This is a genomic window from Aequorivita sp. 609, from assembly GCF_014212065.1.
GTDB lineage: Bacteria > Bacteroidota > Bacteroidia > Flavobacteriales > Flavobacteriaceae > Aequorivita > Aequorivita sinensis.
This window is the reverse complement of record NZ_JACJVM010000035.1, coordinates 1-24,770: the sequence shown is the minus strand read 5'-3', so window position 1 is coordinate 24,770 and position 24,770 is coordinate 1. Positions and strand designations below refer to the sequence as shown.

Below are 24,770 nucleotides of genomic sequence, written 5' to 3'. Positions count from 1 at the left end.
TTTATCAATTTAATTAAGATTTGTGTGAAATGTTAGGAGAATGAGATTTAAAAAAGCAGTGTTAAATATTGGATATATGTTTATTTATTTAAATCATTCTTGGCTGATTTCACTTGAAAATCATCATTCATTTTTAACTATCTTTGGGGCTTTATGAAGATAGTCTCGCGCATTAAACTACCGATTGAAAAGGAAATGGAGCTTTTTGAAAAAAAGTTCTCACAATCTATGTCTTCAAAAGTTTCTCTGCTAAATCGAATTACACATTATGTAGTAAATCGCAAAGGGAAACAAATGCGACCGATGTTTGTATTCCTTATCGCGAAAATGACCGGGCAAGGTAATGTTAATGAACGCACTTATCGTGGAGCTTCTGTTATCGAACTTATACATACAGCAACCTTAGTGCACGACGATGTAGTAGACGACAGTAATCGCCGCCGTGGATTTTTCTCCATAAATGCGCTTTGGAAAAATAAAATTGCCGTACTAGTTGGGGATTACCTCCTTTCCAAAGGTTTGCTACTTTCTATTGATAACAATGATTTCGATTTACTTAAAATTATCTCTGTCGCTGTTCGTGAAATGAGTGAAGGCGAATTACTTCAAATTGAAAAAGCACGTAAACTCGATATCACTGAAGAAGTTTACTTTGAAATTATCCGACAGAAAACAGCAACTTTAATTGCCGCCTGTTGTGCAATGGGTGCTCGCTCGGTTATGGCTCAGGATGATGAGGTAGAGAAAATGCGAAAATTTGGGGAACTTATAGGAACCGCGTTTCAGATAAAAGATGATTTATTCGATTACGGAAATGAACATATCGGCAAACCTACAGGGATAGATATTAAGGAACAGAAAATGACACTACCTTTAATATACGCTCTAAATAATGCTTCACCTAAGGATAAGAAATGGCTTATCAATTCAGTAAAGAATCACAATAAAGACAAAAAGCGCGTAAATGAAGTGATCGCTTTCGTGAAAAACAACGGCGGACTTGAATATGCGGTTACTAGAATGAAAGACTATCAGCAAGAGGCGTTGCAGCTTTTAGATTCTTATCCAAACTCTCCATATAAAGAATCCCTAGAGTTGATGGTTAATTACGTTATTGATAGAAAGAAATAGTATTCCGTATTCAGAAAAAAGTAGCCTAACGATTAAACTTTCATATTTATTTTTAAATAAAATCTTTAGTCAAATTAAAGATGATTTTTTAATAATCAAGCTTCAGGCTCGACCAAATCTTTTTATTTAGCTCTTTTTTTGCGCTTCTTACAGTACGCTATTGCTGAAGTTAGAATTTTTTTTCATTCCTCAGACAACCATTTCTCAAAAACTTGCGTCTATATAAATAGAAGCCCTAATAAGCGAAGCGTATTTTGAAAATTATCTCATTACATAAAAATTATTCAAAGTTAATAGCCAAAGCCAGTAATGGCGATCGCCGAGCTCAAAAAGAGCTGTATGATATGTTTGCCCCTAAAATGTTAGGCGTTTGTAGACAGTATTTAAAAAATATCGAGTTGGCTGAGGAGGTAATGCTTTCAGGTTTTTTTAAAGTCTTTACCCATTTATGTAACTATAATAATGAAGGAAGTTTTGAAGGTTGGATTCGTAGAATTATGGTAAACGAAAGTATTTCTCAACTGCGGAAAGACAAAAAATTACACTTTGTTTCTGAACAGGAAATTGAAAATACAACCCAGCATTCAACTTATATCAAAACGGAGTTGGAAACTAATGAAATTCAGAAAATTATAGATAATCTTCCTGATGGCTATAAAACTGTTTTTGTGCTTTATGCAGTTGAAGGATACAAACACGGGGAAATTGCAGAGTTATTGCAAATAAGTGAGAATACATCAAAGTCACAGCTCTTTAAAGCTCGAAAAATGCTTCAAGATTTAGTGAAACAACAAAACAACTTAAGTTATGGCGCCTTATAAATTAGAAGATAATATTCGTGAAAAGTTAGAGTCGAGGGAGTTAAAGCCTTCTGAAAAGGCTTGGGATAAGCTACAAGTAAAGCTGGATGCAGAACAACCCCAAAAGAAAACTGTATTGTGGTATTACGTTGCGGCAAGTGTTATTGGTATCCTCATTTTAAGTTCAGTTTTCTATACTAATACAATTGAAGTTAAAGATGAAATTGTAACAGAAAGTGTAGATGAAAAAACAATTGATAACGATTTAAAAATCATTCCGCATAGTGAAGATGCTCAAAAATATGTTTCTACACAAAATAATTCTGTTGTAAACAAACCTGAAGAAAATAAGGGTAAAGAAAAATTGCAATCAAATTCAAATTCAAATTCAAATTTAAAGACGTCAAGCCCAGAATCACCTCTGTCAACGGGCACTAAAAAATCTGAAATTGATAAAAAAATTGATAAAACTAAAGTTCTTGCAAATACCGAAAAGGAGAAGTCGTTGGAAGAAGAGCTTATTAACGCCAAGGTAGATGAGGTAATTGCATCTATAAAAGAATTACAGCATAACCATAACGAGGTAAGTATAACTGAAGTTGAAGATCTGCTAAATAAAGCGCGCCGTGAAATTCAAGCCCAAAAAATTCTCAACACACCTAAAGTAGATGCTACCGCCTTGCTACAGGAAGTGGAATGGGAACTAGAAAAGAGTTTCCGCGATAAAGTATTCGATGCTTTAGGCGAAGGTTTTATAAAAATTAGAACTGCATTTATTGAAAGAAACGATTGAGTAAGTGATGCCTCCAGCGCAGTCGAGAGGTTCTTGATATTTCTAAAATTTTAATCAAATTTCATTATAAATAGGTAAAACTACCCCAACCATCGTCTTCCAACCAATGACTGCCGACTAAAAAAAATCATTCATCAATAATCAAAAATCGAACAATTATGAAATCATTAATCACAATTTCAACAGCCCTAACTATGTTTTTTCTTGCCAGTAATTATTCACACGCTCAGGAAAAACAGGTGGACTCACTAAGTGTCGTCGAAAAATTCTCTCGTGTTAAAAAAGAGATAGTTCAACAGGAAAAGAATGCTCTAAAAATTGAGGTCGAAAATATTAATAAACGTCTTGAAACAGGAAGCATCGATCAAGCTGAGGCCGAAATTTTAAAAAGTGCCGCCGCTAAAAAACACGCATTAAATATAGAAAATCGACTGTCTATTGTTGACAATAAAATGGAATTGTACAAGCGTAACGGGGAATTAGGAGAAAATGAAGATAAATCCTACGTGGCTATCAGTTTTGGTAATGAAGATGATAATGACACTCGGGTTTTTGGGGTTTCGGTTAAAAGTAAAGAAAAGAAAGTGGTTTATGACAGACGCACAACTTCAGATGGTTATATAGCGGTTGGACTAAACAATGTTGTTACTTCAGGAGAATCCTTGAAGGATTCAGATTTTAAAGTTGCTGGTAGTCGATTTGCCGAATTAGGGTGGACTTGGAAAACTCGTGTTTTCGACAATTCTAATTGGTTGCGAGTTAGGTATGGTCTTGCATTTCAATTTAACGGACTTAAACCAACCGATAACAGACATTTTGTAGATACTGGGGAACAAACGGAACTTCAAACCTATCCGCTAGATTTAAAAAAGTCAAAATTTAGAATGGACAACCTAGTAATTCCAATTCATTTTGAATTTGGACCTTCCAAAAAGATTGAACACGACGATTATTTTCGATATGTAACCCGTGATCAGTTCAAATTTGGGATTGGAGGTTACGGAGGAATTAATTTAGGCGCTCGTCAAAAACTTAAATTTGAAGAAGATGGTGAAAATAAGAAACAAAAATTGAAAGCTAATTACAACACTAATAATTTTATTTATGGATTAAGTGCTTATATAGGTTGGGGAGCCACTTCAATTTATGCTAAATACGACCTTAATACCATCTTTAAAAATAACGCTGTGGATCAACATAATGTTTCATTGGGCCTAAGGCTTGATTTGGAGTAGCCAAAATCTCCTTTTTATTCGTTTGTTTATTAACCTGCAAGGTATCTCCCGTTTTTGCGAGGCTCCTGGTAGGTTCTTTTTATTTTAACTGAAATAGTAAAGGCTTAGGTTTTTCATTCTTAATATCCCTATTTTTACAAATCCAAAATTGGTAACAACAAACTATTAATTCACCATAAATTGATAAGTAGAACTACTATAGATAATGTTTTTGAAGCTGCTCGAGTAGAGGAGGTAATTGGCGATTTTGTACAATTGAAAAAATCTGGTAGCAACTACAAAGGGCTTAGTCCGTTTACAGATGAGCGTTCACCAAGTTTTATGGTTAGTCCTGTTAAGCAAATATGGAAAGATTTTAGTAGTGGAAAAGGTGGAAATGTGGTGTCGTTTTTAATGGAACACGAACACTTTACCTATCCTGAGGCAATAAAATTTCTAGCTAAGAAATACGGAATTGAAATAGAAGAAACCGAGCAATCTAGCGAAGAGAAAGAACAAGCAAACGAACGTGAAAGTCTTTATTTAGTTAGTGAATTTGCTAAAAATTATTTTCATAATACCTTATTAAAAACCGAAGAAGGGAAAGCCATCGGACTTTCATACTTTAAAGAAAGAGGGTTTACCGATGAAACGATTAAGAAATTTGAATTGGGTTACTCACCAGATTCTTGGGAAGCATTTACCAGTCATGCAATTAAAAAAGGATATAAACTTGAATTCCTTGAGAAAACAGGTTTGTCTATTGTAAAAGGTGAAAAACAATTCGATCGCTTTAAGGGAAGAGTGATGTTCCCGATTTTGAGCATGAGCGGGCGTACTCTTGGTTTTGGAGGGCGTATTTTAACTTCAGATAAAAAAGCAGCAAAATATCTCAACTCTCCTGAAAGTGACATTTACCATAAGAGCAAAGTTCTTTATGGGATTTTCAATGCAAAACAAAGCATATCAAAAGAAGATAATTGCTACTTAGTAGAAGGATATACCGATGTAATTCAGTTTCATCAAACAGGTATTCACAACGTAGTTTCTTCCTCTGGAACTGCTTTAACGCCAGAGCAAATTAGATTAATAAATAGGCTTACTCAAAATATTACGGTTCTATTTGATGGTGATGCCGCTGGACTTCGCGCGTCTTTACGAGGGATAGATTTGATTTTGGAGCAGGGAATGAATGTGAAAATCTGTACTTTTCCAGAAGGGGAAGATCCAGATAGCTTTTCACGGAAAAATTCTCTGGAAGACTTAAGCCTGTACCTGGAAGAAAACTCTAAGGACTTTATCACTTTTAAAGCTTCATTATTAGCAAAAGAAGCTAAAAACGACCCGATTAAAAAATCTGAAACCATACACGATATGGTTAACAGTATTGCTAAAATTCCAGATGTAATAAAACGCGAAATTTATATTAAGGAGTGTTCGCGTATCATGGATATTTCGGAAGAGGTGCTGTTTAATACCTTAGCCCAATTACTTCGAAAAGATAAAAAAGATTCTTCAAAAAAAGCTGATGTAAAACAGGAAGCATTTCAAGTAGTTTCCTCTGAGAAAAAAGCCAAGAAAATAGATGTTCAATTTGAATTGGAGCAAAAAATCATCCAACTTCTTCTACTGTATGGCAATGTTGAAGAAGATTTTGAAGATTTAATACTTGAAGCTGATGAAAAAGGAGAAATTTCTTTAAAACCTGAAATCCATAAAGCTCGAGTGTATGAAAAAATTTATCTTGACTTACAGGATGACGAAATTGAATTCACAAATCCTGAGTTTAAAAAGATATATTATGAAGTAGTAAATCGGTTTAATCAAAACCCTGAAGCCAAAGCAGAAACCTTTATTAACGATTTAGAACCAGAACTTGCAACCGCTGTAACGCATGTATTGATGGAAGAGGAACGCTATGAGCTTCACAATTGGGAGCGAATGGAGATTTATGTAAAAGGAAAAGATAAAACCATTGCCCAAATTGTAAGTGAGACCATCTTAAATTTACGACGTCATTTAGTTTCTCAAAAGATAAATGACTTATCAGAAATGATGAAGGATAATGATAACCCTGAAAAAGAGTCAAGTTTACAGGAAATCGTGGATTATCTTACCCTTAAAAAAGTGCTTTCAAATAAATTGAATAGGGTAGTGTAAGCACATTTAATTTATCGATTTCATTTCCGAATACACCTTAAGTTTTGAGAATCAATAAATTGATATAATGTAGTTGAATATATAGTGTCTTCTGATTATTTCTAAGAATATCGAATGCTATATTAAAAAAACTTTAGAGAAACTCTTTTGGAATTTCACAAACTGGAATCGGAACCATTTTATGTTTGTTGGCACGATTTAATCGCGTATAAATATCGTATACAGTTTTTTCTCTTCCGTTAAAATCGGCACTAGATTTTCCTGCCTCTGTCATTTTCATTGCCCATTCCAATTCATCATAACTTGCACCTAGTTGGTCTTCATCGGATCTGCTATCGCCAAACAGACCATCGGTAGGAGCGGCTTTCATTATAGAATCTGGAATATTTAAAACTTCGCCAAGCTTGTAAACTTCGCTTTTCATCAAATCTGCAATGGGGCTTAAATCTACACCACCATCACCGTATTTAGTGTAAAATCCTACACCAAAATCTTCAATTTTATTTCCCGTGCCAGCAACTAAATAACGATGTAAGCCTGCAAAGTAGTAAAGCGTGGTCATTCTTAACCTCGCTCTAGTGTTTGCTAGGGAAAGATCGAGGAAACTATCGTCTTCAGTTTGGGGAACTTCTTTTTTGAATTCCTCAAATACTGAAGTTAGATTTACCTCGGTATTACTAACATTTGAATAATTATCTTTTAGAAACTGGATGTGCTCTCTCCCACGACTCACTTGATTTGGAGCCTGATGAATAGGTAATTCTACACAAAGTGTCGGCAAACCTGTTTTTGCACATAATGTTGAAACAACAGCAGAATCAATTCCGCCGCTTATACCTAACACAAAACCATCAGTTTTTGAATTTACGGCATAGTCTTTTAGCCAACTTACGATATATTCGATTACTTTCTCGGTTTGCATTTTTTTGATATTTATAAAATTTATATTGATTTAAGGCCTATTTATTTCCTTAGCAGAGGTGTAACTACATAAAACTTTTAAACCCTAAACTTTTAAACTCATTCAACAATAAGGTACCTTTGCACGTCAAAAAGTTGATAAAGGTAAAATTAATTAAAATCAATGGCGTTAACCAATAGAAACATTTTTAATTCTATGCGATATATTTTTCTACTTCTTTTTGGAGTTCTTTTGTTTTCGTGTAATAGCGATAGTAAGTTAGAAAAGGAAATTCAACAAATCCCGATGGATGTACAAATTGTACGTTTCGACAAGGAGTTTGCCGATGCCTCGCCTGCCGATTTACCAGTTTTAAAGCAGCGTTTTCCGGAGTTTTTCCCAGTGCAATATCACGATAGCATTTGGGTACAAAAATTAACCGATACCCTTCAAAATCAATTGGAAGATGAGGTTTTTAAGGTTTTTCCAGAAGCTCAACTTATAGAAGACGATATCATTCCGTTATTTCAGCATATAAAATATTATTTCCCACAGTTTTCGACGCCTTTGGTGGTTACAGTAACTTCTGATGTAGACTACAGAAATAAAGTTATTCTTGCCGATAGTATGTTGGTTCTTGCACTAGACAATTATTTAGGTAGCGAGCACGAGTTTTATGGAGGGATTGATAAATATATCAAAAAGGAAATGAAGCCTTCACAGCTCATTCAAGATGTAGCTGAAGTTTTTTCAAGAGAGTATATTAAGCCACCTTCTAATTCCACATTCTTAGGACAAATTATTTACTATGGAAAAATGCAGTATTTAAAAGATGTATGGCTTCCAAAAACTTCAGATGCTGATAAAATGGGGTATTCTGAAGAAGAAATACAATGGTCTGAGGAAAATGAACTCTATATGTGGCGTTATTTTGTAGAAAATGAATTGCTCTATAGTACCGATCAAAGACTAGGTGCACGATTTATTAATCCGGCTCCTTTTTCTAAGTTTTATTTAGAAATAGATAATGACTCTCCAGGAATGTTAGGACGATATATCGGCTGGCAAATAGTGCGCGCATATATGGATAATAATGATACAACTGTTCAGCAATTAATGATTACCGATGCTGACGAAATATTTAATAATTCAAAATACAAACCAAAGAAATAATGGCTGTAAAACACAATTCTGAAATAAGACTAAACGTTGGTTTAGACGAAAATAAAATCCCTGAAACTATACATTGGACAGCCGAAGACGGCGGAGTTACAAATGAAGAATCGAAAGCTGTAATGCTGTCGGTTTGGGATCATAAAAACAAAGAGTCTTTGCGTATCGATCTTTGGACAAAAGAGATGCCAATGGATGAGATGAAAATTTTCTTCCATCAAACGTTAACCGCCATGGCTGATACTTTTCAACGTGCTACAAACGATGACAAAATGAGCGATACAATGCGTGACTTCTGCGATTATTTTGCAGAAAAATTAGAGCTTAAAAAAACAAAATAAGATTTAGTTTATAAGGCAAACCTTACTTTGTTTTTGCAGGGTATATGGTTTGCTTTATAAAATCTTTTGGGAATTCTTCGTCTCCTTCAAAACCTAATTCAATATCTCTACCATCGTGGGGTACGTGACTGGTTTTAAATAGGTAGTCCCATAAACTTAAACTGATTCCAAAATTTACTCCGTATTGGTGATTTTCTGGCAGTTCTTTTGCGTGATGCCAAATGTGCATTTTTGGATTGTTGAAAATATATTTTAACACACCGTAATCCCAGCCTAGGTTTGCGTGGTTTAAATGCCCAATAGTAAGAGCAGAAAAATGTACAATTGCTACAGATTGTACATCAAAACCACCAATAACTGCTAGAGGAATATATAGTAGAGACTTATACACTATGGGTTCCATCCAATGATATCGCAGATGTCCTGCAAATCCCATTTCTTTTATTGAATGGTGTACTTTATGAAAGTTCCAAAGGAATGGAGAGTAATGAAGTAAACGATGCGTATTCCACTGTACAAAATCTGTAATTAAAAAGAATACAAGCAGGCCGAGTCCGAATGGGAGTGCATTTAAATCTAGAAGCTGAAAATCTGAAATCTTTAACCCTATTAAACTCAGTAAATCATTAAAAAGCTCAGCGGTTGCATTTGAAAGAAAAATAAGAACAATCAGATTTAATAAGAAAAAGTTGAAGAACATATAGAATGTGTCCATCCAAAAATCTTTTCTGAAGATTTTCTGATCTTTTCTCCAAGGGAAAAGTAACTCCAATGCCCAAACTATTAAGGAGACAAGGATAAGTCCGTAGAAGTAGTTTTCCCAATGAAAATGAGTGATTTCCTTCCACAAATAATTAAAGTATCCGTAGTAAGAATTCTTGAATATTTCTATGTATTTTTCCATTGTTTATCTACGAAAGCTGACAGTTTTCTAAAGCGAAAAAGGTTTGAAATTGGCTTATTCTATTATAAAATCTAAATTTTCGTTTATTGGTTTTCTTTGTCTGTGTATAAGTTTGAAATTTTCAATATCGTTGAAAAAATCAATAACCTCTGTTCTTTTTAAAGCTGTTGGTTTTGGGGAGATTATTGAATTATATGAGCTGAATTTATAATTTTCAAAATTATCAATAATTCTGTGGTTTTCAGGATTTAAATGGATGTATAATATTAATTGCTTTAAATATTTTTCTTCAGAAATTCTTATTCTTTTAAATGGTCGTTGAAATAAACTCCCAACTCTTTCATATTTTTTATTGAATGCTTTTGAATATGCATTGAACATATTTGAAAAAGCTTGAGATGGTTTTTCTGCGTTTTCTTTAATTTGAATTAGTAAGTGAAAATGGTTTTTGAGAAGGCAATAGCAATAGATATCTGCAATAGGAAGAATGTATTTTCTAACTAATTTTAAAAAATAATAACAGTTTTCATCTTCTTTAAAAATATCTTGTTTATTATTCCCGCGATTGAAGATGTGATAGAAATATGTTTCTTCTAAAAAATCCATATTTTACGTGTTGAAACATGACAGGTCTAGATTGTGAAATACAATTTACTGTTGAACTTACTAAATTAATTAATTATATCGGGTTCTGTATTAGATGCAAACCCAATAAGTTTTGCGTGTTTAAACCTGACAGGTTTTTGAAACCTGTAAGGTTTGGTGTTTGAATTAAATTTTTTTTTATTGAGTTTGCTAAATTTAGTTATTATGTAAGATTTTGTTTTGGCTGCAAATTCAAAATATTTTGGATGTTTAGACCTGTCAGGTTTTTGAAACCTGACAGGTCTGGATTGTGATATACAATATTTTGTTGAACTCACTAAACTAAGTAATTATATTGGTTCCTGAATTGGATGTGAATTCAACATGTTTTGCGTGTTTGAACCTAACAGGTCTCGAATAGGTATCGCACTTCAACTTACAACTGCTTAATTAACTCAGTAAATAATGTTATCATATCTGGTTCTGCTTTGTTGGCAGCAGCAATAATATCTGGAATGTTGACTGGTTTTAGATTGTCTGGATCACATTCGTCTGTTAAGACTGAAATTGCCGAAACTGGAAGTTGTAAATGGTTTGCAACAATTATTTCTGGCACAGTACTCATTCCAACGGCATCTGCGCCAATAATTTTTAAATAGCGATATTCTGCTCGGGTTTCAAGTTGCGGGCCTACAACGCTGGCGTAAACGCCCTTGTGAAGCGTTATGTTGTTGTCTGTAGCAACTTGTTCAATAATTTTATTCATTTCTGCATCATAAGGGGCGCTCATATCTACAAAACGTTCGCCCATTTTTTCTACACCTCTAAAGGCTAGGGGAGAATCACCTTGTAAATTAATATGATCGTCTATAAGCATTATTTCTCCTTTGTTGAAGTTGAGATTAATTGCTCCCGCTGCATTGCTTACCAAAAGGCGCTTAATTCCTAAAAGATGCATAACTCTTACAGGGAAAGTTACGTCGCGAAGTGTATAGCCTTCATAAACATGAAATCTACCCTGCATTACTACGATTTTTTTGTCTTCTAGTGTGCCGTAAATTAATTTTCCTTTGTGAAACTCTACAGTCGCAGTGGGGAAGTTAGGAATGTGATTGTAGCTAACTTCGGTAATTATATCTATTTTCTCGACTATTTTCCCGAGACCAGTACCTAGTATTATTCCTATTTCTGGTTTTTCAAATCCGCGATTTTGAAGGTATTCTGCCGCTTCTTTTATAAATTTTGATACGCTCATATCGTTACTTTTTATTGACTGTTTAAATAAAATTACTATCTAAATGAGGTGGTAAAAATTGCTGAAAAGCTTCTACATCTTTTATATCCTCGTAGTAATCAATATCATTTTTTTTATCTAATAAGGTGTACTTAAATTGTCTTAAATCGTTTAACGTTGATTTTAAAACACTATCAGTACCCCAAATTTTATTTTCAAAAACTTTGGTGTTGAGTTGTTTCATTCCTAACAGGTAATAGCCACCATCAGAGGCAGGGCCAATAACATAGGGTGATGTTTGCAGTGATACAAAAGCTGTTTCTAAATCTTGAGTACCCATGTCAAACATATCGCTTCCAATAATAATTACGCTTTCATAACCCATTGAAAATACATCTGAAAAAGCATTTTTCATCCGCTCTCCTAATTCATTTCCAGATTGCAGTTTTTTTCTAAAGATATCTGGATTCCATAAATCGTTTCGATGAATATTTTCTGAATAAAAAACGAATTTATCTACATTTAAATTTTCAGTAATTTCAGCAGTGTGCTTTAAAAGAAACTTATAGATTTCCAAAGCATTTTCATCCCCAATTGTTTTAGCTAAGCGTGTTTTTACCTTTCCTAATTCTGGATTTCGGGTGAAAATAATCAATGCACTTTTAGAAGTAGGGAAGTGGAAATCGGCAGCCATACTATTGGCATCGTCTGAAGTATTTGGGTTAATTATTGCCATTTGTCAGTAGTCAAAATAGTTTTTTATCAGCTTAATTCTGCTTTTTTATTTTTTTAAACTGAAGGGAAATAATAAGCAAACTTATGATAATTCCAAAGCCAGCCGCAAGATTTTGTTCCGAAGCAAAACTGTTCCAATTCACCATTCCTAAATTGATGCCTAATAGAATAAAAGCTCCAATTAATAATAAAACGTTTTTATTTGATTTCATTTTTATTCAATTATAATATAAATCCTGTGATGTTTAAGATTTAGTAAACAGGATTGCCAGTTTTTAAATAATGACTCCAACGTCTAGAAAATGTGTCGATATTTTCAGTTTCATTCCCTTTAGAATCAAGAACCGAATAGCCTTTATTTTTCCATTCAAAGATTCCACCATAAAGGTTTTTTACATTTGAAAAGCCTACATCTTTTAATTTTTCACCAATTCTTTCAGAACGTATTCCAACCGAACAATAAACAACTATCTGTGTATCTCTATCTAAATTTTGAAGAAGCTTATCTTCCGAAGAAAACTTTTCAAAACCGATGTTTTTTGCTGAAGTTATGTGACTTACATTAAATTCATTTGCTTCTCGTGTATCTAAAATAACTACTGAGTTTTCTATTAATAAATTCTGTAGTTCCTCAACAGAAATATAGGGGATACTTTCTGAGTTGTTTTGTTGCAATAGAATATCTAAACTTTTTTGAGTTTGACCGCTTGCAACACTAAATCCGAAGAGGAAAAATACGAAAATGAAACTTTTCATAAATAGACTAACACCTGTGCTTAACTGTTTCATCATTTATTCAGTAACTGTACCTTGGCAACTACTTCCTGCACCAGCTGTACATCCATAACAATGCTGAGAAATTACAATGTTTCTGTTGTTAAGTATTTCCTCATTGTATTCAGAGATGTGTTGGATTTTGCTAGCTACCTTTAATTCTAACATTTGGTTGAAATCACAGTCATACAAAAATCCGTCCCAACTGATAGAAATGGTATTCCTACACATTACGTTTTTAACAGCAGCGGGATTGTATGCATCTACTAATGAATACATATAATCTTCATAGTTATCCGAAGCTATTAAGTAATCGAGGAACCTTGAAATGGGCAAGTTTGTAATCGCAAATAGGTTATGAAACTGGATATTAAAATCTTCAAGTAGTGCTTTTTTAAAATCTTTTTCCATGCTAGCTTGATTGCTAGGAAGAAACGCTCCACTAGGATTATAAACTAAATCTAACCGTAATTCGCTATTTGGCATTCCATAGCCTACAGCATTGAGTTCTTGTAGCGCTTTTATAGATTGGTCGAATACGCCTTCTCCACGTTGCTTGTCGGTTTTGCCACGCGTCCAATGTGGCATGCTGCTTATAATGTGAACATTGTGTTTTTTAAAAAATCCAGGTAAATCGTGATATTTTTTATTGGCTCGGATAATAGTAAGATTACTTCTTACTATAAAATCTTTAATACCAACTTTGCTAGCTTCTTCTACAAACCAGCGAAAATTAGGGTTCATTTCTGGCGCTCCACCGGTAAGGTCTAAGGTATGTGCTCCCGTGTTTTTTATTACATCCAAACACTGCTCCATAGTTTCCCGCGTCATTATTTCCTTTCTGTCTGGCCCTGCATCTACATGACAATGTTCGCAAACCTGATTACACATATAACCAACATTGATTTGTAGAATTTCTAAACCTTTTGCTCGTAGCGGAAATTGATTTGTTTCGTTTATTTTTTCAGAAAAAGTAGGAAGTTCTCCATTAGCAAAAATACCATTGGAGAGTTTTTCGAGTTGTTTATTCGCTACAGCAAGATCACTATTGCGTTTGTGAAGTGATTGTTGTTTTTTTTTCTTTTTCTCTTTCAGCATAGAATGTTTTAATTGAATTCCTATAAAAGAATCAGTAGTCGTTGAAATTTATCCGTCTAACTTATTTACTTTATTCATCATCATTACGCCGTGGACAAGTGTTGCACCGCTTTTTATTGCTGCGCCAACGTGTACGGCTTCCATCATTTCTTCTTTAGTAACACCTCGTTGAAGGCTGTCTTTAGTATAGGCATCGATGCAGTAAGGGCACTGTTCTGTATGTGCAACTGCTAGCGCTATTAAAGCCTTTTCACGAGCGGTAAGCGCGCCTTCTTCAAAAACTTTTCCGTAGTATTCAAAAAATTTCTCACCAAGCTCTTCGCTCCATTCAGTGATTTTACCAAATTTTCTTAAATCCTTAGGGTCGTAATAATTATCTGAAGCCATTTTATTATAAAATTTATGTATTTGAAGATGGTAGAATCTTCATTTAATGTAAATATAGATAAGTAGTTTTTGAAAACGATAGATGTTAACTAAAGTTTCAAATCTTTTAATCGAAAGAATAAACTACCCCTGTTGTTAGTTCGTATTGGGAATTTGGGATTCCTTCGGCAGGTATCTCATCGTAATTAAAAGTGTAGGTGGTTTTAAAACTAAAATTTTTGAAGAGATGAACCAATAATGATGTTTGAGAGGAAACTCTATAATCGTCTGTTATACTTTTTAGCATAGGTTGGTAATAGGTAGTGCTAATTACGGTTAGGTAGTCTTGAGGATAAAGACTAAAGGAAAAGTAAACAGAACCTCTTATCCCTTCTTTAATTGGATTTAGAATGTCATCTCGTTTTTCGTGTTCATACATCAGTAAAGTTCCTAAATAGAATTTATAGTCTTCTAGCTGTGTTAGTTTGAAACGCGGTCCCGTTCCTACAAGGCCGCGAAAGTCGATTTTAGAAACTTTATTGTATTGACCTTGACCAAAAACTTCCCAGGTTATGTTTGGGAGAAGCTTGTAGTTATAGCGAAGATGTTGAATACCTCTGTTTTCAAATTTATCACCTTCAATTCTTTGAAATTCTATTTCATTTTTAAGAAGGACTAAATGTCGATTCATTTTGTATTGTACGTGAATGTTATTCTTTATACTCAGCTTGTCATTAACATCACGTTTTAAAGCAAAGTCTAAACTAGTTGAACCTGAAAATCCAGATGTGTCTGTAACTCTTCTAAAGGATTCGGCATTTATAACTTGGGCGCTTATATTGAAAGATAATAGAAGGAATAAGGGAAATAAAATATACTTCATAGTCAAGAAAGTAATTGGTTACGATTATTTGTCCACTTTATTTTCAAGGTGCTTCTTTAAGACAATTGCTTGATTGTGTTTTGTGTCCTTAGCGCCAAACAAAAGAGTAAGTTTATTTTTCTCACTTTTTTGAAGAAGCTCAGTTACCAAATCTGTATGCTTTTCAAGTTCTTCGTTGTATTTTTTTGAAAAGTCATTAAAGCGTTCTACTTTATGATTGAACCATTTTCGAAGATCTGAGGATGGAGCAATTTCCTTCATCCATTTGTCAAGTTTTGCTTCTTCTTTACTTACGCCTCTAGGCCATATACGGTCTACTAAAACCCTATAGCCATCATCCTTAGATGCTTCTTCATAAATTCTTTTAATTTGAATTTCCACAAGCTATAAGTTTTTGTAACCCATTATCAAACCTCACTATTGTCCTTTACCAACTCATTGTTGGTTAACAACTCAAGTTATTCACCCCAAGAAGCAAGTTCTTCTTTAGACCAAAGGTTAGGGAAAAATTTACGCTGCTGGTATTTTGGATGCAGGTATTTTTTCCATTCCGAACCACCAGTAGCGGCTTTATTTTCACCTTTACTATCTAAATAATGTTGTGCAGTATCCAAATGAACTAATGGCCAAGCTACATTGTAAAAATGGTCAAACTGTTTTAGTTTTTCCTTTAGCTCATCAGAAGGGTTGTCCATTTGCATTACTCTTTCTTCAAGAGTTTTACCTTTAAGTTTCTTGGCTAAAGATTTAAAATCGTCTTCGTATTTTTCTATAAATTGGATAAGGGTTAATGTCTTTTTGCCTGTTTTCCTATTATATCCAGCGTCTTTCCAATATAGATTTTCAAAATAATCGTCTAAAGTCGGGTTTTCAGGTAATCTTTCTTGCCCCTTGCTATTCACCAAATTTTCAAGTTTAGTGCTGTATAGTTCTAGGTAGCGAAAGGAAGCACTTTGGAATCCGCTAGCAGGTGTAAGTGTAGATCTGAAGATGTTATAGTCTTCATAGCTCATTCCTTCTTTCATAATATCGAAAGAGGTAATAAGCATCCTTGTGTATCTTTTTAGTCTATCTAGTTTTGTAATCCAAACTTCTTCTGAAAGATTTTCACCTTCTGAAAGTTGCTTGATTTCGTGTATCATCATTTTTAAAGTAAGCTCTGTTACTTGATGATACATTACAAAAATCTCTTCGTCTTTATAATCAGTTCTAGTTTTTTGCAGCGATAGCAATGTGTCTACTTGTATATAATCCCAATAATTAATTGGTTTGGCTTGTAGCAATCCTTTTAGGTATGTTTCAGGATTTTCACCAAGATTGGTGTATTTTTCTACAAGGGCTTCAATAAGTTCTTTATTATCCATGATGATTAGATGTGTCTTTTTCTTTTTTTTAAAAATAAAGAATTTTTATAGTATGGTTTGTTAAAAAATGCTTTTTAAAGAAAAGCCCTGTTACAAAAAATTGCAACAGGGCTTTTAAAGTTTATGTGAAGTTAGCGACTAGTAAAAGTTAGCGCGGTTATCTTCAATTTCTGCTTTCTTTTTAAGTGCGTTATAAACTGCGTTCTGAGCACCAGGTACAGCTTGATTGCTCATTTGGTTTGCATAATTTGCATATGATTCCATTTTTGGAGCAGGGTTGAAGGCAGTTACTTTTATTTTGTAAACACCTTTGTTTCCATCTATCAATGCAGTAGTTTCACCAGGTTTAGTACCAAAAGCAATTCCTACAGCTTTAGGTTCTCTGCTTGCACCAATTGTTGGAGCAGCCATATTTACACCTGTTGCAGTTTGAACAATTACTCCTTGACTTTTAGCAATTTCGTCTAAAGTAGTACCAGTAATTGACTCACGAATCATTTTTGCTTTTTTCTCGTTGCGTAAAATTGGAATAACTCTACTAGAAGCATCTGCAACACTCATTAATCCTTTTTCGTTCTTACGTGTAACCTGAGCGATTACATATCCGTTTGGTACACTGAAACGTTTTGTGTCACCAACCTTAGTGTCTTTTTCAAAAGCCCAGTTGATAATTGATCTGTTATCTCCGATACCAGGGATATTAGAATCCATTTTACCTAATTTATTTACTGGTTTTACTTCAAGATTACTAGCTTTAGCTAATTCGTTAAAGTCACCGTCTTTTGAAGCAAGCTCAAATTTGGAAGCGTCAGAAAATACGTTGTTTATTGTTTTTTCTGAAGGCTCTACAGCTTTTACAACCGTTGCAAGTTTAAGAGCTTTTTTAGCAGCTGATTGCTTTCCAACTTCAACAATGTGGAAACCGAAATCTGTTTCTACTAAACCTACAGTTCCTGTTGGGTTGTTGAAAATAAACTCGTCAAATGGAGGAACCATTCTACCTGGAGTAGAGTTTCCTAAATCCCCTCCGTTATCTGCAGACCCATCATCAGAAAATTCTTCAGCAAGTTCTGCAAATTTAGATTTGTCTCTTTTAACAACACTTAAAAGACTGTCAGCTAATTTTCTAGCTTCTTCTTTAGTTTTAGTGATTGTTTCTGGAGCACGCATTGTACCAACATATCTAATTAAGATGTGCTTAGACTCAGTAGAGTCTGGCATTTGCTTAGTGTCTAAAACTTTTGTTAGGTAAAGAGAGTTATCTACTTTGAATGGTCCGTAAACATCACCTTTATTAAGGTTTATTAAGTTTTCTGCCTCTGATGCAGGAAGATCTTTTTTGAATAACCATTGGTCAAAGAAAGGAATGTCTGAATTTGCATTTACAAATTCTTCGTAATCGTTAGTGTTTCTAAAACCAGGAATAGTATCGTTAGATTTTGTGTCTTGGTTGAACTCAACTTTGTCGTTTAATAAAGAAGTGATTCCAGCCTTAGCTTCTTCAGAATCAGATTCCGAAGGAGTTTCTTCGTAAAATACATATTGGATATCTGCTTGAGCATCTACCTTATAGTCGTTAGCGTGAGCTGACACATATTTTTTAATTTCATCTTCAGACACTTTAACTTCTTCATCTGCAATTTTAGTGTAAGGCACTAAAACATACTGAAGATTTAAATTGTCGTTTTTATAATGGTATTCTTGTTCACCTTCAGCAATAGTAGCGCGTAATCCGCCCATGATCATATTGTTGTAGGTAGTTTGAACTACACTGTTAGCTATGTTCTCTTCGAATGTTAGCCATTGTGCATACATTTGAGGTGATGAAGCTTTAATGCTGGCAATGTATTCTTGAATTTTAGCGTCATCAACTTGTCCTGCCTCATTTAAGAATGTAGGGTTATTTGCTAAAGCAGTTTTTAATGCATTATCAATTTGAGCTTTTTCTGCAGTAATACCTACTTTCTCAATTTGTTCTTCCATTATTACACGGCGTAACTCACGATCCCAAACCATATTCATAGCTTGTGTAGCGTTTGCATTAGGTCCCATATTACGTTGGGTTGCCTCTACTTGCTCCATGAAGCTTTGTCTTGGAATTTCGTTACCATTTACCGTTGCAATGGTATCTTGACCTTTAGGTCCTGTACTTCCTTTTGATATAATATCGCTTAAAATAAAGGCGAAAAGTGCCAATGCGATAATAAGGATAAGAAATATCCCTCTTTTTCTAATGCTGTTTAAGATTGCCATTTGATGTTCAAATTTATAGGTGGCGAAAATAGCATTTTCAACTCATTAATAAAAACTAAATTGAAAAAAGTGGTGATTATTTAATTTCTAATCTTCGCCTATGTTTCTAACTTCCACTAGTTCTATCTTGGTGCTAGATACTTCTAGTATAGTGAAAAGGTGATTATCTATCTCTACGGTTTCCCCTTTATCGGGAATCTCTTCGGTGAAATTAACTATCAATCCGCCTAATGTTTCGTAGTTTTCACTTTCGTTTAGATTTAAGTCATAATTTTCATTTATGTAATCTACTTCTAATCGTGCAGAGAATTTGTAGTGGTCTTCTCCGAGTTTTTCTTCGATTAAAGCGATGCTATCGTGTTCATCTTCAATGTCGCCAAAAAGTTCTTCAATAATATCTTCTACAGTAATAATTCCGCTTGTTCCACCATATTCGTCAATTACAACTGCTATACTTTTTCTTTTTTTACTAAGAACGGCAAGGACGTCTTTAATGAGCATAGTTTCAGGAACAAAAATCACAGGCATCAAAACCTTTTTAATGGTCGATGGCTTTTTGAAAAGTTCGAAGGAGTGTACATAGCCCAAAATGTCGTCTATGTTTTCTTTGAAAATTAAAATCTTAGAAAACCCAGTTTCAGTAAAAATTTTAGCTAATTCTTTTGGGGATGTATCAATATCTACGGCTACAATTTCAGTTCTTGGAATCATAGCTTCTCTAGATTTAACTTCAGAAAAGTCTAGTGCGTTTTGAAAAATTTGAATTTCCGAATCCATTTCTTCTTTGGTTTCGGCAATATCCATTTGTTCAGAAATATAATTTCCTAACTCTAATTTACTAAAGCTTAACTGAACAGTATCTCCTTCGGTTTTAAAAACGAATTTTAAAACTAGGTCTGAAATCCAGATTATAAATTCTGAGATTAATGAAAAAACAACGTAGAAAAAATAGGCGGGCACCGCGAATATTTTCACCAAGTTGTTGGCGTAGATTTGAAAAAATACCTTCGGAAGAAACTCTGCAGTCATTAAAATAACTAATGTTGATATAATGGTTTGAATTAATAAACCGCTAAATCCAGCGAGCGGAATATAATTCATGAGTAAATCACCCATATAGAAACCATATATAACTAGAGCAATATTGTTTCCTACTAGCATTGTAGCAATAAACTTTGAAGGGCGTTTTGTTATTTTTTTTAAAACTCCAGCTAAAAAGTTGTTTTGCTTTTTTTCAATTTCGATATGGATTTTATTGGAAGAAACGTAGGCTATTTCCATCCCCGAAAAAAATGCGGAGAGAATTAACATTGTAAAAATTATTATAATGCTATAATCCATAGGTTATTCAAGGTCAGAATTTAGAATTCAATATTCAAAATTACAAGTTTGTAATTTTAAAATGAATTATTTGTCTCGGTTATTCATCTTTTTTCTGAAGTTTCTTTTAAAGAAAAACATTCCAATTGCAACTACAGCGAAAAACAAATATAAATAGGCACGGCTTCTGTCGTCACTCCAATTGTTTACGGTTTCGTATATAAAAAACAATGCAACGGCAAGGTATGCGTATTCAAAAAACAAGTAAGCTTTACTTAACATCTTCAGTTTTATTTTTATCGATTAATTGGACGCCTTCGTTTTTTCGTGAAGAAAAAATTGTGAAGTCTTGATTTCCATCAAATCTTCCTCCGTTATTATAGGAACCGTCCTTGAATTTTATTTGGTAGGGTTGATCTGTAAATACCCATTGATTTTTTTGATCCCAATAAAGCTGTTGAGCTTTAAGTATAACACTATCTGCTGTAACAATTACCACATTTTCACGCAAATCTACTAATCCAGTTCCGTCGTATTGAATAGCGTAATCAGAATTCACCGTACTTTTTTTACCTTCCTTATCCCAAAATCTAACTTCAATTCCATTTGGAAATTCTTTGTAAGGAAATTTTTGGTTTGAAAAATCTAGTAGTTTTTCTGCCAAAAGGTTGGTAATAAGTTTGCCGGAATCTGTGTATTTAAAATTTATTCCTTCACCTTCTGCGATAGGGGCGCCATCAGAAAGTGTGAGTTTTTTTACGTTTTTATAATTGCTTTCACATGCAAAAAGCGTGATGACCATAATTATGGCCATCACGCTTTTAACAATATTTATACTTGTGATCATTCTTATAAGTTAGGAACCCTAACGCTACCGCCAACCCAGCAGTTAAAGGTAACTGTTTTTCCAGCCATTCCTTCGCTAAAGATATCACTTTTTTGTGGAGCACGTCCTCTGTAGCTACTTGCAGCAGCTCTAGCGTTGCCAGCGATAGTTCCATCAACACGTGCAGCTTTATCCATCATATCGGCAGCTAACCAGTACATAGCTCTCTTTTCGAATACAGTAGTTCCACATCCGTTTGCGCTGTCTGCGTACATAGCTCCAATTTTGTAATAAGCAATACCAGCAGATGGCTTAGCTTCTAACATTTTGTTGTAGTAGTTTCTTGCAGTACCAAAACTTCCTTTCTTACGGTAGTTTTCAGCGATACTGTAGTAGATACGCGCTTTCTTAGAGTTGTCTTTTTCAAGATCAGCAGCTTGGTTGAAGTACTCTAATGCTTTAGATGACTTTCCTTCAGCTTCAGCTTGCTTTCCTAATAGGTAAGCAGATGTTGAACTTGGCTCTAATTCGTGAAGACGAACAGCTAACTTGTTTGAAAGTGGGCTATCACAATCTTTTGCATCCAATCTGTTACTTGCAGACTTAATCCAATCGATATCGTTTTTCTTCTCTTCGTAATCTTTTTCGTAAAGTGGAATTAAGTTAGGGCAATCAGCTAGCTGACCTAATTTACCATTTACACTTTCTTCTACAGTTGTATAAACACTTAAGTTGTTTTCGTAAACAGCTTTAGCACGTTCTTCTTTGCTAGTAAGCGCTGTTCCGCTTTCAGCTTTGTTTAATAAAACAGTAAGTTTTTCAGCTAGTGAGTTTTTTTGAGAATCAATTTTAGCAGTTACTTGGTCGTAAAGATCAAATATTTCTTGAAGTTCTTTTTCTCCTGAATTGTGTAAATCTACAGCTAAAGAGAAGTAAGTGTACAAGCTCTTTCCACTAGTAAAATCTTCTGGGTGCTTGTTAAAAGCAGTGTCAAAAGCGTTAAATTGTTCCTTTTTAGTTCCAATGTTGTTGTCGTACTTTAACTGTGCGATAGTAGAAAGAACATCTCCTTCCTTAGTTTTAGCAGGGAAGTTTTCAAGCCTCAATTCCCAAGCTTGAATAAGGTCTTTTACTTTACTTTTATCACCTTTTTCATCAATAAAATATTCAAACATTTTTACACCATATTGGTAAGTAGCGATATGGTAGTTTGGACATTCTTTAATTAATTGTTCGTAATAAGGAAGTGCGGCTTCGTAATTTTTAATTCTAGCCGGCTCGGTAAAGTATGATAAGGTAATTGCACAATCATCAGGAGCTTGAGCAAATGTTTTTGCTGAAGTTGCTAATAAGACAATGGTAAATAGTAAAATGAATTTAGTTTTCATGGAATTGCTGTTATTGTATTAATCGTATAATCTTTTTTCGAACCAACGGTCATTTAGTGAGAAACTCAAATATGTATTAAAAAAGTTTTCTTGTATCAAGCCAAAGTCGGTGGTTCCGCGTTTGCCAATTTCAAACCCTAAGTTCATGTTAGAGAATAATCGACCTACAGGTAGTCCTAACCCAAAAGATATGCCAAACTCGTTTATGTCCTGACCATTTACAGCTAAACCTGTCTGTTCAAAACGTGCTCCAGCTCTGTAAACCACTCTGTCAAAGTAGTTTCCAAATGAATTGTAGTTAGGAATATAATATCCACCTAATTTGAATTTAGATGCATTTTTGTAAGTTACTTGATCTATAGTAAAAGTGCGATTTGAGAAATTGCTGGTTTGTTGGTTGGTGTATTCAACCCCAATTCCCCAATATTTAGGTTTGCTTAATCCTGCTCCTAAAGTTAATTGTGAGGGGAAAGTAAAGTCGGTATCGTCTACAGCAACTTCTCTTTCATCAATAGGAATTATCCCAACAGGGGAGATGTTTACAGTTCCTATTCTTCTAAAGTTTTCTGAATTAAAACTTGTACCAGGAGAATACGTTACAGAACCTGTTAATTCAAGCTTGTCTGTAATCATTTTCTTGTACAGGGCACCAAAATTAAAGCTGAAACCTAATAAATCTGAGCTATTGTAAATTTGAGTTCCGTACTGTAAATCAGATTTCTGAGTAGTTGCAGTGTTTTCTATCTTTCCGAAATTGTAGTTAGCATCTACTCCTAAACTAAATTCAGGTGTAACTTGATATGCTAAAGAAAGGAATACTTTATTTAAACCACCGCTTCCTGAGTATTCTGTAAGTCCGTCTGGTACTTCCGAATAAAAGTCATATCCAACTGCAGTGTAAGGTAGAAGTCCAAATCCCATTCCGAATTTACCCATAGGAATTCCCATAGCTAAATAATCTAATGACGTAGATGAAGTGTTTTGGCTACCAGTGTCGCTTTTTTGCTTTTGAGCTTTATGGCTCGCGCCTACTGAAAAGTTCACTAAGCGTAGTCCCGCATATCCCGCAGGATTCTGTAAGTTTATATGAATGCTATCTGTGAAGACACCGATTCCCCCCATTGATCTGTTTTCGGCAGTTCCGCGAAATTTCAACGATCCTATTCCATAAAAAGAATATGGCGAGGTGGTTCCTTCTTGAGCTAGCATTGTAGAGCCGGCTATTAGCAAAAATAAACCAATTACTATTTTTCTAAACATGAATGTTTGTTATATTCTAAAATATGGTTCAATCCCTCCAATAAAAAATTTGAGTTGGCAAAGATGTCATTTTTTATACTATCTCGCAAAAAATGTGTGTCTCCTCCTGTTAAAATAACTGTTAAATTCTCGTATTCCTTTTTATACTCAGCTATATAACCCTCAATTTCGAACAAAACAGCATTCACTATACCCGAATGTATAGCGTTAGCAGTGTTGTTTCCTATATATGAATTTGGATGGGCCTTTTCTAATAACGGAAGTTTATCTGTAAACGTATGTAGCGATTTATAGCGCATTGTAATTCCTGGTGAAATGGCGCCACCTAGATATTCATTTTTTGAATTAATAAAATCATAAGTGATGCAAGTGCCAGCGTCGATCACCAATACGTTTCTATTTTTATACTGAAAAGATGCCGCGCTCATTAATGCTATACGATCTATACCCAAAGTTTGAGGTGAAGCATATCTATTTTTGAAAGGAACTTTTGTTTGATGATTTAAACTTAAAACATCAAAACTCTCTTCTAATTTAGATAAATGTTCCTTTGAAAGATTAGCGACAGACGATATAATGCAATTTCTAATAGAAGGAAATGTTTTTGAAACTTCATTCAAGGTTTGAAGAAAACTATCCTCCTTACTAGTCGTTTTCCACTTAATTACCTTCAAATCAAACACTCCGAACTTTATTGAAGTGTTTCCTACATCAATTACAAGATTCATAATCATTATTAAGTGGGTAAAAGTACACACATGCTAATTAACTTATTGTTAAGGACATATTAAATAGAGAGAAAAAAAATCAATATTTTTTTCAAATAAAGTTTTGTGAAATCGAAATATGCTTTATATTTGCCGTCTCAAACAATGGTGCCTTAGCTCAGTTGGTAGAGCAACGGACTGAAAATCCGTGTGTCCCTAGTTCGATTCTTGGAGGCACCACTTAAAAACCCGAAACGCAAGTTTCGGGTTTTTTGTTTTATATAGTAATTCTAATTTTTAATAAACGTACTTATGGATCAAGAACAATTGGGATCAAGAACAGGATCAAGAACAATTGTTGTGTTTATGCAAATATTCTGGTTAATCTATACAGAAAGAATGGATCAAGAACAATTGTTGTGTTTATGCAAATATTCTGGTTAATCTATACAGAAAGAATTCTACGTTTTTCACTCCTCTAAATTGTGCCCTAAATGCTTTTATCTTTGCATTGAATGATTCTGCTGATGCATTTGTACTTCTGTTTATAAAATAGTTTA

At 34.1% G+C, this 24,770-nt stretch carries 27 protein-coding genes and 1 tRNA gene; 8 read left to right on the top strand and 20 right to left on the bottom strand.

The annotated features are described in order from the left end of the window. Positions 1-153 precede the first annotated feature (153 nt). From H4O20_RS11880 to dnaG, 5 genes are all read left to right on the top strand, one after another. Positions 154-1,131: a polyprenyl synthetase family protein gene (locus H4O20_RS11880; RefSeq protein ID WP_139855979.1), complete on the top strand. Its 978-nt coding sequence runs from the start codon at positions 154-156 to the stop codon at positions 1,129-1,131. A gap of 254 nt (positions 1,132-1,385) precedes the next feature. After that, positions 1,386-1,952 (top strand): RNA polymerase sigma factor, encoded by a 567-nt coding sequence (locus H4O20_RS11875; protein ID WP_185099375.1) that lies wholly within the window; start codon positions 1,386-1,388, stop codon positions 1,950-1,952. After that, positions 1,939-2,724 carry a hypothetical protein gene (locus H4O20_RS11870; protein ID WP_185099374.1) on the top strand — a complete coding sequence of 262 codons (786 nt, stop codon included), beginning with the start codon at positions 1,939-1,941 and terminating at the stop codon, positions 2,722-2,724. Before H4O20_RS11875 ends, H4O20_RS11870 begins: the two co-directional genes overlap by 14 nt. Positions 2,725-2,882: 158 nt before the next feature. Then, complete coding sequence (locus H4O20_RS11865) at positions 2,883-3,959, top strand: hypothetical protein (protein ID WP_185099373.1); 1,077 nt, start codon at positions 2,883-2,885, stop codon at positions 3,957-3,959. Between the two features lie 180 nt (positions 3,960-4,139). After that, positions 4,140-6,098, top strand: coding sequence for a DNA primase (gene dnaG / locus H4O20_RS11860; RefSeq protein ID WP_139855983.1), 1,959 nt, complete (start codon positions 4,140-4,142; stop codon positions 6,096-6,098). Positions 6,099-6,231: 133 nt separating this feature from the next. Here the strand turns inward: dnaG and nadE are convergent, their stop codons facing one another. Further along, complete coding sequence (gene nadE / locus H4O20_RS11855; RefSeq protein WP_185099372.1) at positions 6,232-7,020, bottom strand: NAD(+) synthase; 789 nt, start codon at positions 7,018-7,020, stop codon at positions 6,232-6,234. A gap of 162 nt (positions 7,021-7,182) precedes the next feature. On the opposite strand from nadE, the gene gldB reads away from it, so the two are divergent. Both gldB and gldC read left to right on the top strand, forming a co-directional pair. Beyond that, entirely contained in the window at positions 7,183-8,172 is a 990-nt protein-coding gene (gene gldB, locus H4O20_RS11850; protein WP_185099371.1) for a gliding motility lipoprotein GldB, read from the top strand. Then, positions 8,172-8,513 carry a gliding motility protein GldC gene (gene gldC, locus H4O20_RS11845; RefSeq protein ID WP_139855986.1) on the top strand — a complete coding sequence of 114 codons (342 nt, stop codon included), beginning with the start codon at positions 8,172-8,174 and terminating at the stop codon, positions 8,511-8,513. The genes gldB and gldC overlap by 1 nt, the downstream gene beginning before the upstream one ends. A gap of 22 nt (positions 8,514-8,535) precedes the next feature. Here the strand turns inward: gldC and H4O20_RS11840 are convergent, their stop codons facing one another. The 18 genes from H4O20_RS11840 to H4O20_RS11755 all read right to left on the bottom strand — a co-directional run bounded on the left by H4O20_RS11840 (position 8,536) and on the right by H4O20_RS11755 (position 24,231). After that, on the bottom strand, positions 8,536-9,417 hold the full coding sequence (locus H4O20_RS11840) for a sterol desaturase family protein (protein WP_139855987.1): 882 nt from the start codon (positions 9,415-9,417) through the stop codon (positions 8,536-8,538). A 54-nt stretch (positions 9,418-9,471) separates the two neighbouring features. Continuing rightward, on the bottom strand, positions 9,472-10,023 hold the full coding sequence (locus tag H4O20_RS11835) for a transposase (protein ID WP_185099370.1): 552 nt from the start codon (positions 10,021-10,023) through the stop codon (positions 9,472-9,474). Between the two features lie 415 nt (positions 10,024-10,438). Continuing rightward, complete coding sequence (locus tag H4O20_RS11830) at positions 10,439-11,257, bottom strand: purine-nucleoside phosphorylase (protein WP_185099369.1); 819 nt, start codon at positions 11,255-11,257, stop codon at positions 10,439-10,441. 22 nt (positions 11,258-11,279) lie between these two features. Beyond that, a complete protein-coding gene (locus H4O20_RS11825) occupies positions 11,280-11,972 on the bottom strand; it encodes a TIGR04282 family arsenosugar biosynthesis glycosyltransferase (protein WP_185099368.1) in 693 nt (230 codons plus the stop codon). 31 nt (positions 11,973-12,003) lie between these two features. Then, a complete protein-coding gene (locus H4O20_RS11820) occupies positions 12,004-12,183 on the bottom strand; it encodes a hypothetical protein (protein ID WP_139855991.1) in 180 nt (59 codons plus the stop codon). Positions 12,184-12,223: 40 nt separating this feature from the next. Then, positions 12,224-12,763: a rhodanese-like domain-containing protein gene (locus tag H4O20_RS11815; RefSeq protein WP_260402675.1), complete on the bottom strand. Its 540-nt coding sequence runs from the start codon at positions 12,761-12,763 to the stop codon at positions 12,224-12,226. Beyond that, positions 12,764-13,843 carry an arsenosugar biosynthesis radical SAM (seleno)protein ArsS gene (gene arsS / locus H4O20_RS11810; protein ID WP_185099367.1) on the bottom strand — a complete coding sequence of 360 codons (1,080 nt, stop codon included), beginning with the start codon at positions 13,841-13,843 and terminating at the stop codon, positions 12,764-12,766. It lies immediately after the preceding gene. Positions 13,844-13,891: 48 nt separating this feature from the next. Then, a complete protein-coding gene (locus H4O20_RS11805; RefSeq protein ID WP_139855993.1) occupies positions 13,892-14,230 on the bottom strand; it encodes an arsenosugar biosynthesis-associated peroxidase-like protein in 339 nt (112 codons plus the stop codon). Between the two features lie 106 nt (positions 14,231-14,336). Next, positions 14,337-15,092: a DUF481 domain-containing protein gene (locus H4O20_RS11800; protein WP_185099366.1), complete on the bottom strand. Its 756-nt coding sequence runs from the start codon at positions 15,090-15,092 to the stop codon at positions 14,337-14,339. Positions 15,093-15,116: 24 nt separating this feature from the next. Beyond that, a complete protein-coding gene (locus tag H4O20_RS11795; protein WP_179951781.1) occupies positions 15,117-15,473 on the bottom strand; it encodes a DUF488 domain-containing protein in 357 nt (118 codons plus the stop codon). Positions 15,474-15,550: 77 nt separating this feature from the next. Then, positions 15,551-16,456, bottom strand: a complete 906-nt coding sequence (locus H4O20_RS11790; RefSeq protein WP_165149383.1) for a tryptophan 2,3-dioxygenase family protein — start codon at positions 16,454-16,456, stop codon at positions 15,551-15,553. A 138-nt stretch (positions 16,457-16,594) separates the two neighbouring features. Continuing rightward, complete coding sequence (locus H4O20_RS11785; RefSeq protein WP_185099365.1) at positions 16,595-18,709, bottom strand: peptidylprolyl isomerase; 2,115 nt, start codon at positions 18,707-18,709, stop codon at positions 16,595-16,597. Positions 18,710-18,796: 87 nt separating this feature from the next. After that, positions 18,797-20,050 (bottom strand): hemolysin family protein, encoded by a 1,254-nt coding sequence (locus H4O20_RS11780; RefSeq protein ID WP_185099364.1) that lies wholly within the window; start codon positions 20,048-20,050, stop codon positions 18,797-18,799. 66 nt (positions 20,051-20,116) lie between these two features. Further along, positions 20,117-20,311 (bottom strand): hypothetical protein, encoded by a 195-nt coding sequence (locus H4O20_RS11775; protein WP_185099363.1) that lies wholly within the window; start codon positions 20,309-20,311, stop codon positions 20,117-20,119. Then, positions 20,301-20,876 (bottom strand): LPS export ABC transporter periplasmic protein LptC, encoded by a 576-nt coding sequence (gene lptC / locus H4O20_RS11770; RefSeq protein WP_139855999.1) that lies wholly within the window; start codon positions 20,874-20,876, stop codon positions 20,301-20,303. Before lptC ends, H4O20_RS11775 begins: the two co-directional genes overlap by 11 nt. Before the next feature lie 2 nt (positions 20,877-20,878). Next, the gene (locus tag H4O20_RS11765; RefSeq protein ID WP_139856000.1) at positions 20,879-22,243 is read right to left on the bottom strand and encodes a lipopolysaccharide assembly protein LapB; all 1,365 of its coding nucleotides are present in this window, start codon (positions 22,241-22,243) and stop codon (positions 20,879-20,881) included. Positions 22,244-22,261: 18 nt separating this feature from the next. Continuing rightward, positions 22,262-23,503 (bottom strand): MtrB/PioB family outer membrane beta-barrel protein, encoded by a 1,242-nt coding sequence (locus H4O20_RS11760; RefSeq protein ID WP_185099362.1) that lies wholly within the window; start codon positions 23,501-23,503, stop codon positions 22,262-22,264. Then, on the bottom strand, positions 23,488-24,231 hold the full coding sequence (locus tag H4O20_RS11755; RefSeq protein ID WP_185099361.1) for a type III pantothenate kinase: 744 nt from the start codon (positions 24,229-24,231) through the stop codon (positions 23,488-23,490). Before H4O20_RS11755 ends, H4O20_RS11760 begins: the two co-directional genes overlap by 16 nt. A gap of 146 nt (positions 24,232-24,377) precedes the next feature. Between H4O20_RS11755 and H4O20_RS11750 the strand changes: the two genes are divergently transcribed. Then, positions 24,378-24,450: transfer RNA gene (locus H4O20_RS11750), tRNA-Phe, on the top strand. 183 nt (positions 24,451-24,633) lie between these two features. Here H4O20_RS11750 and H4O20_RS11745 read toward each other — a convergent pair. Further along, the coding region (locus H4O20_RS11745) for a transposase (protein ID WP_185099360.1) at positions 24,634-24,770 on the bottom strand (137 nt) is incomplete at its 5' end.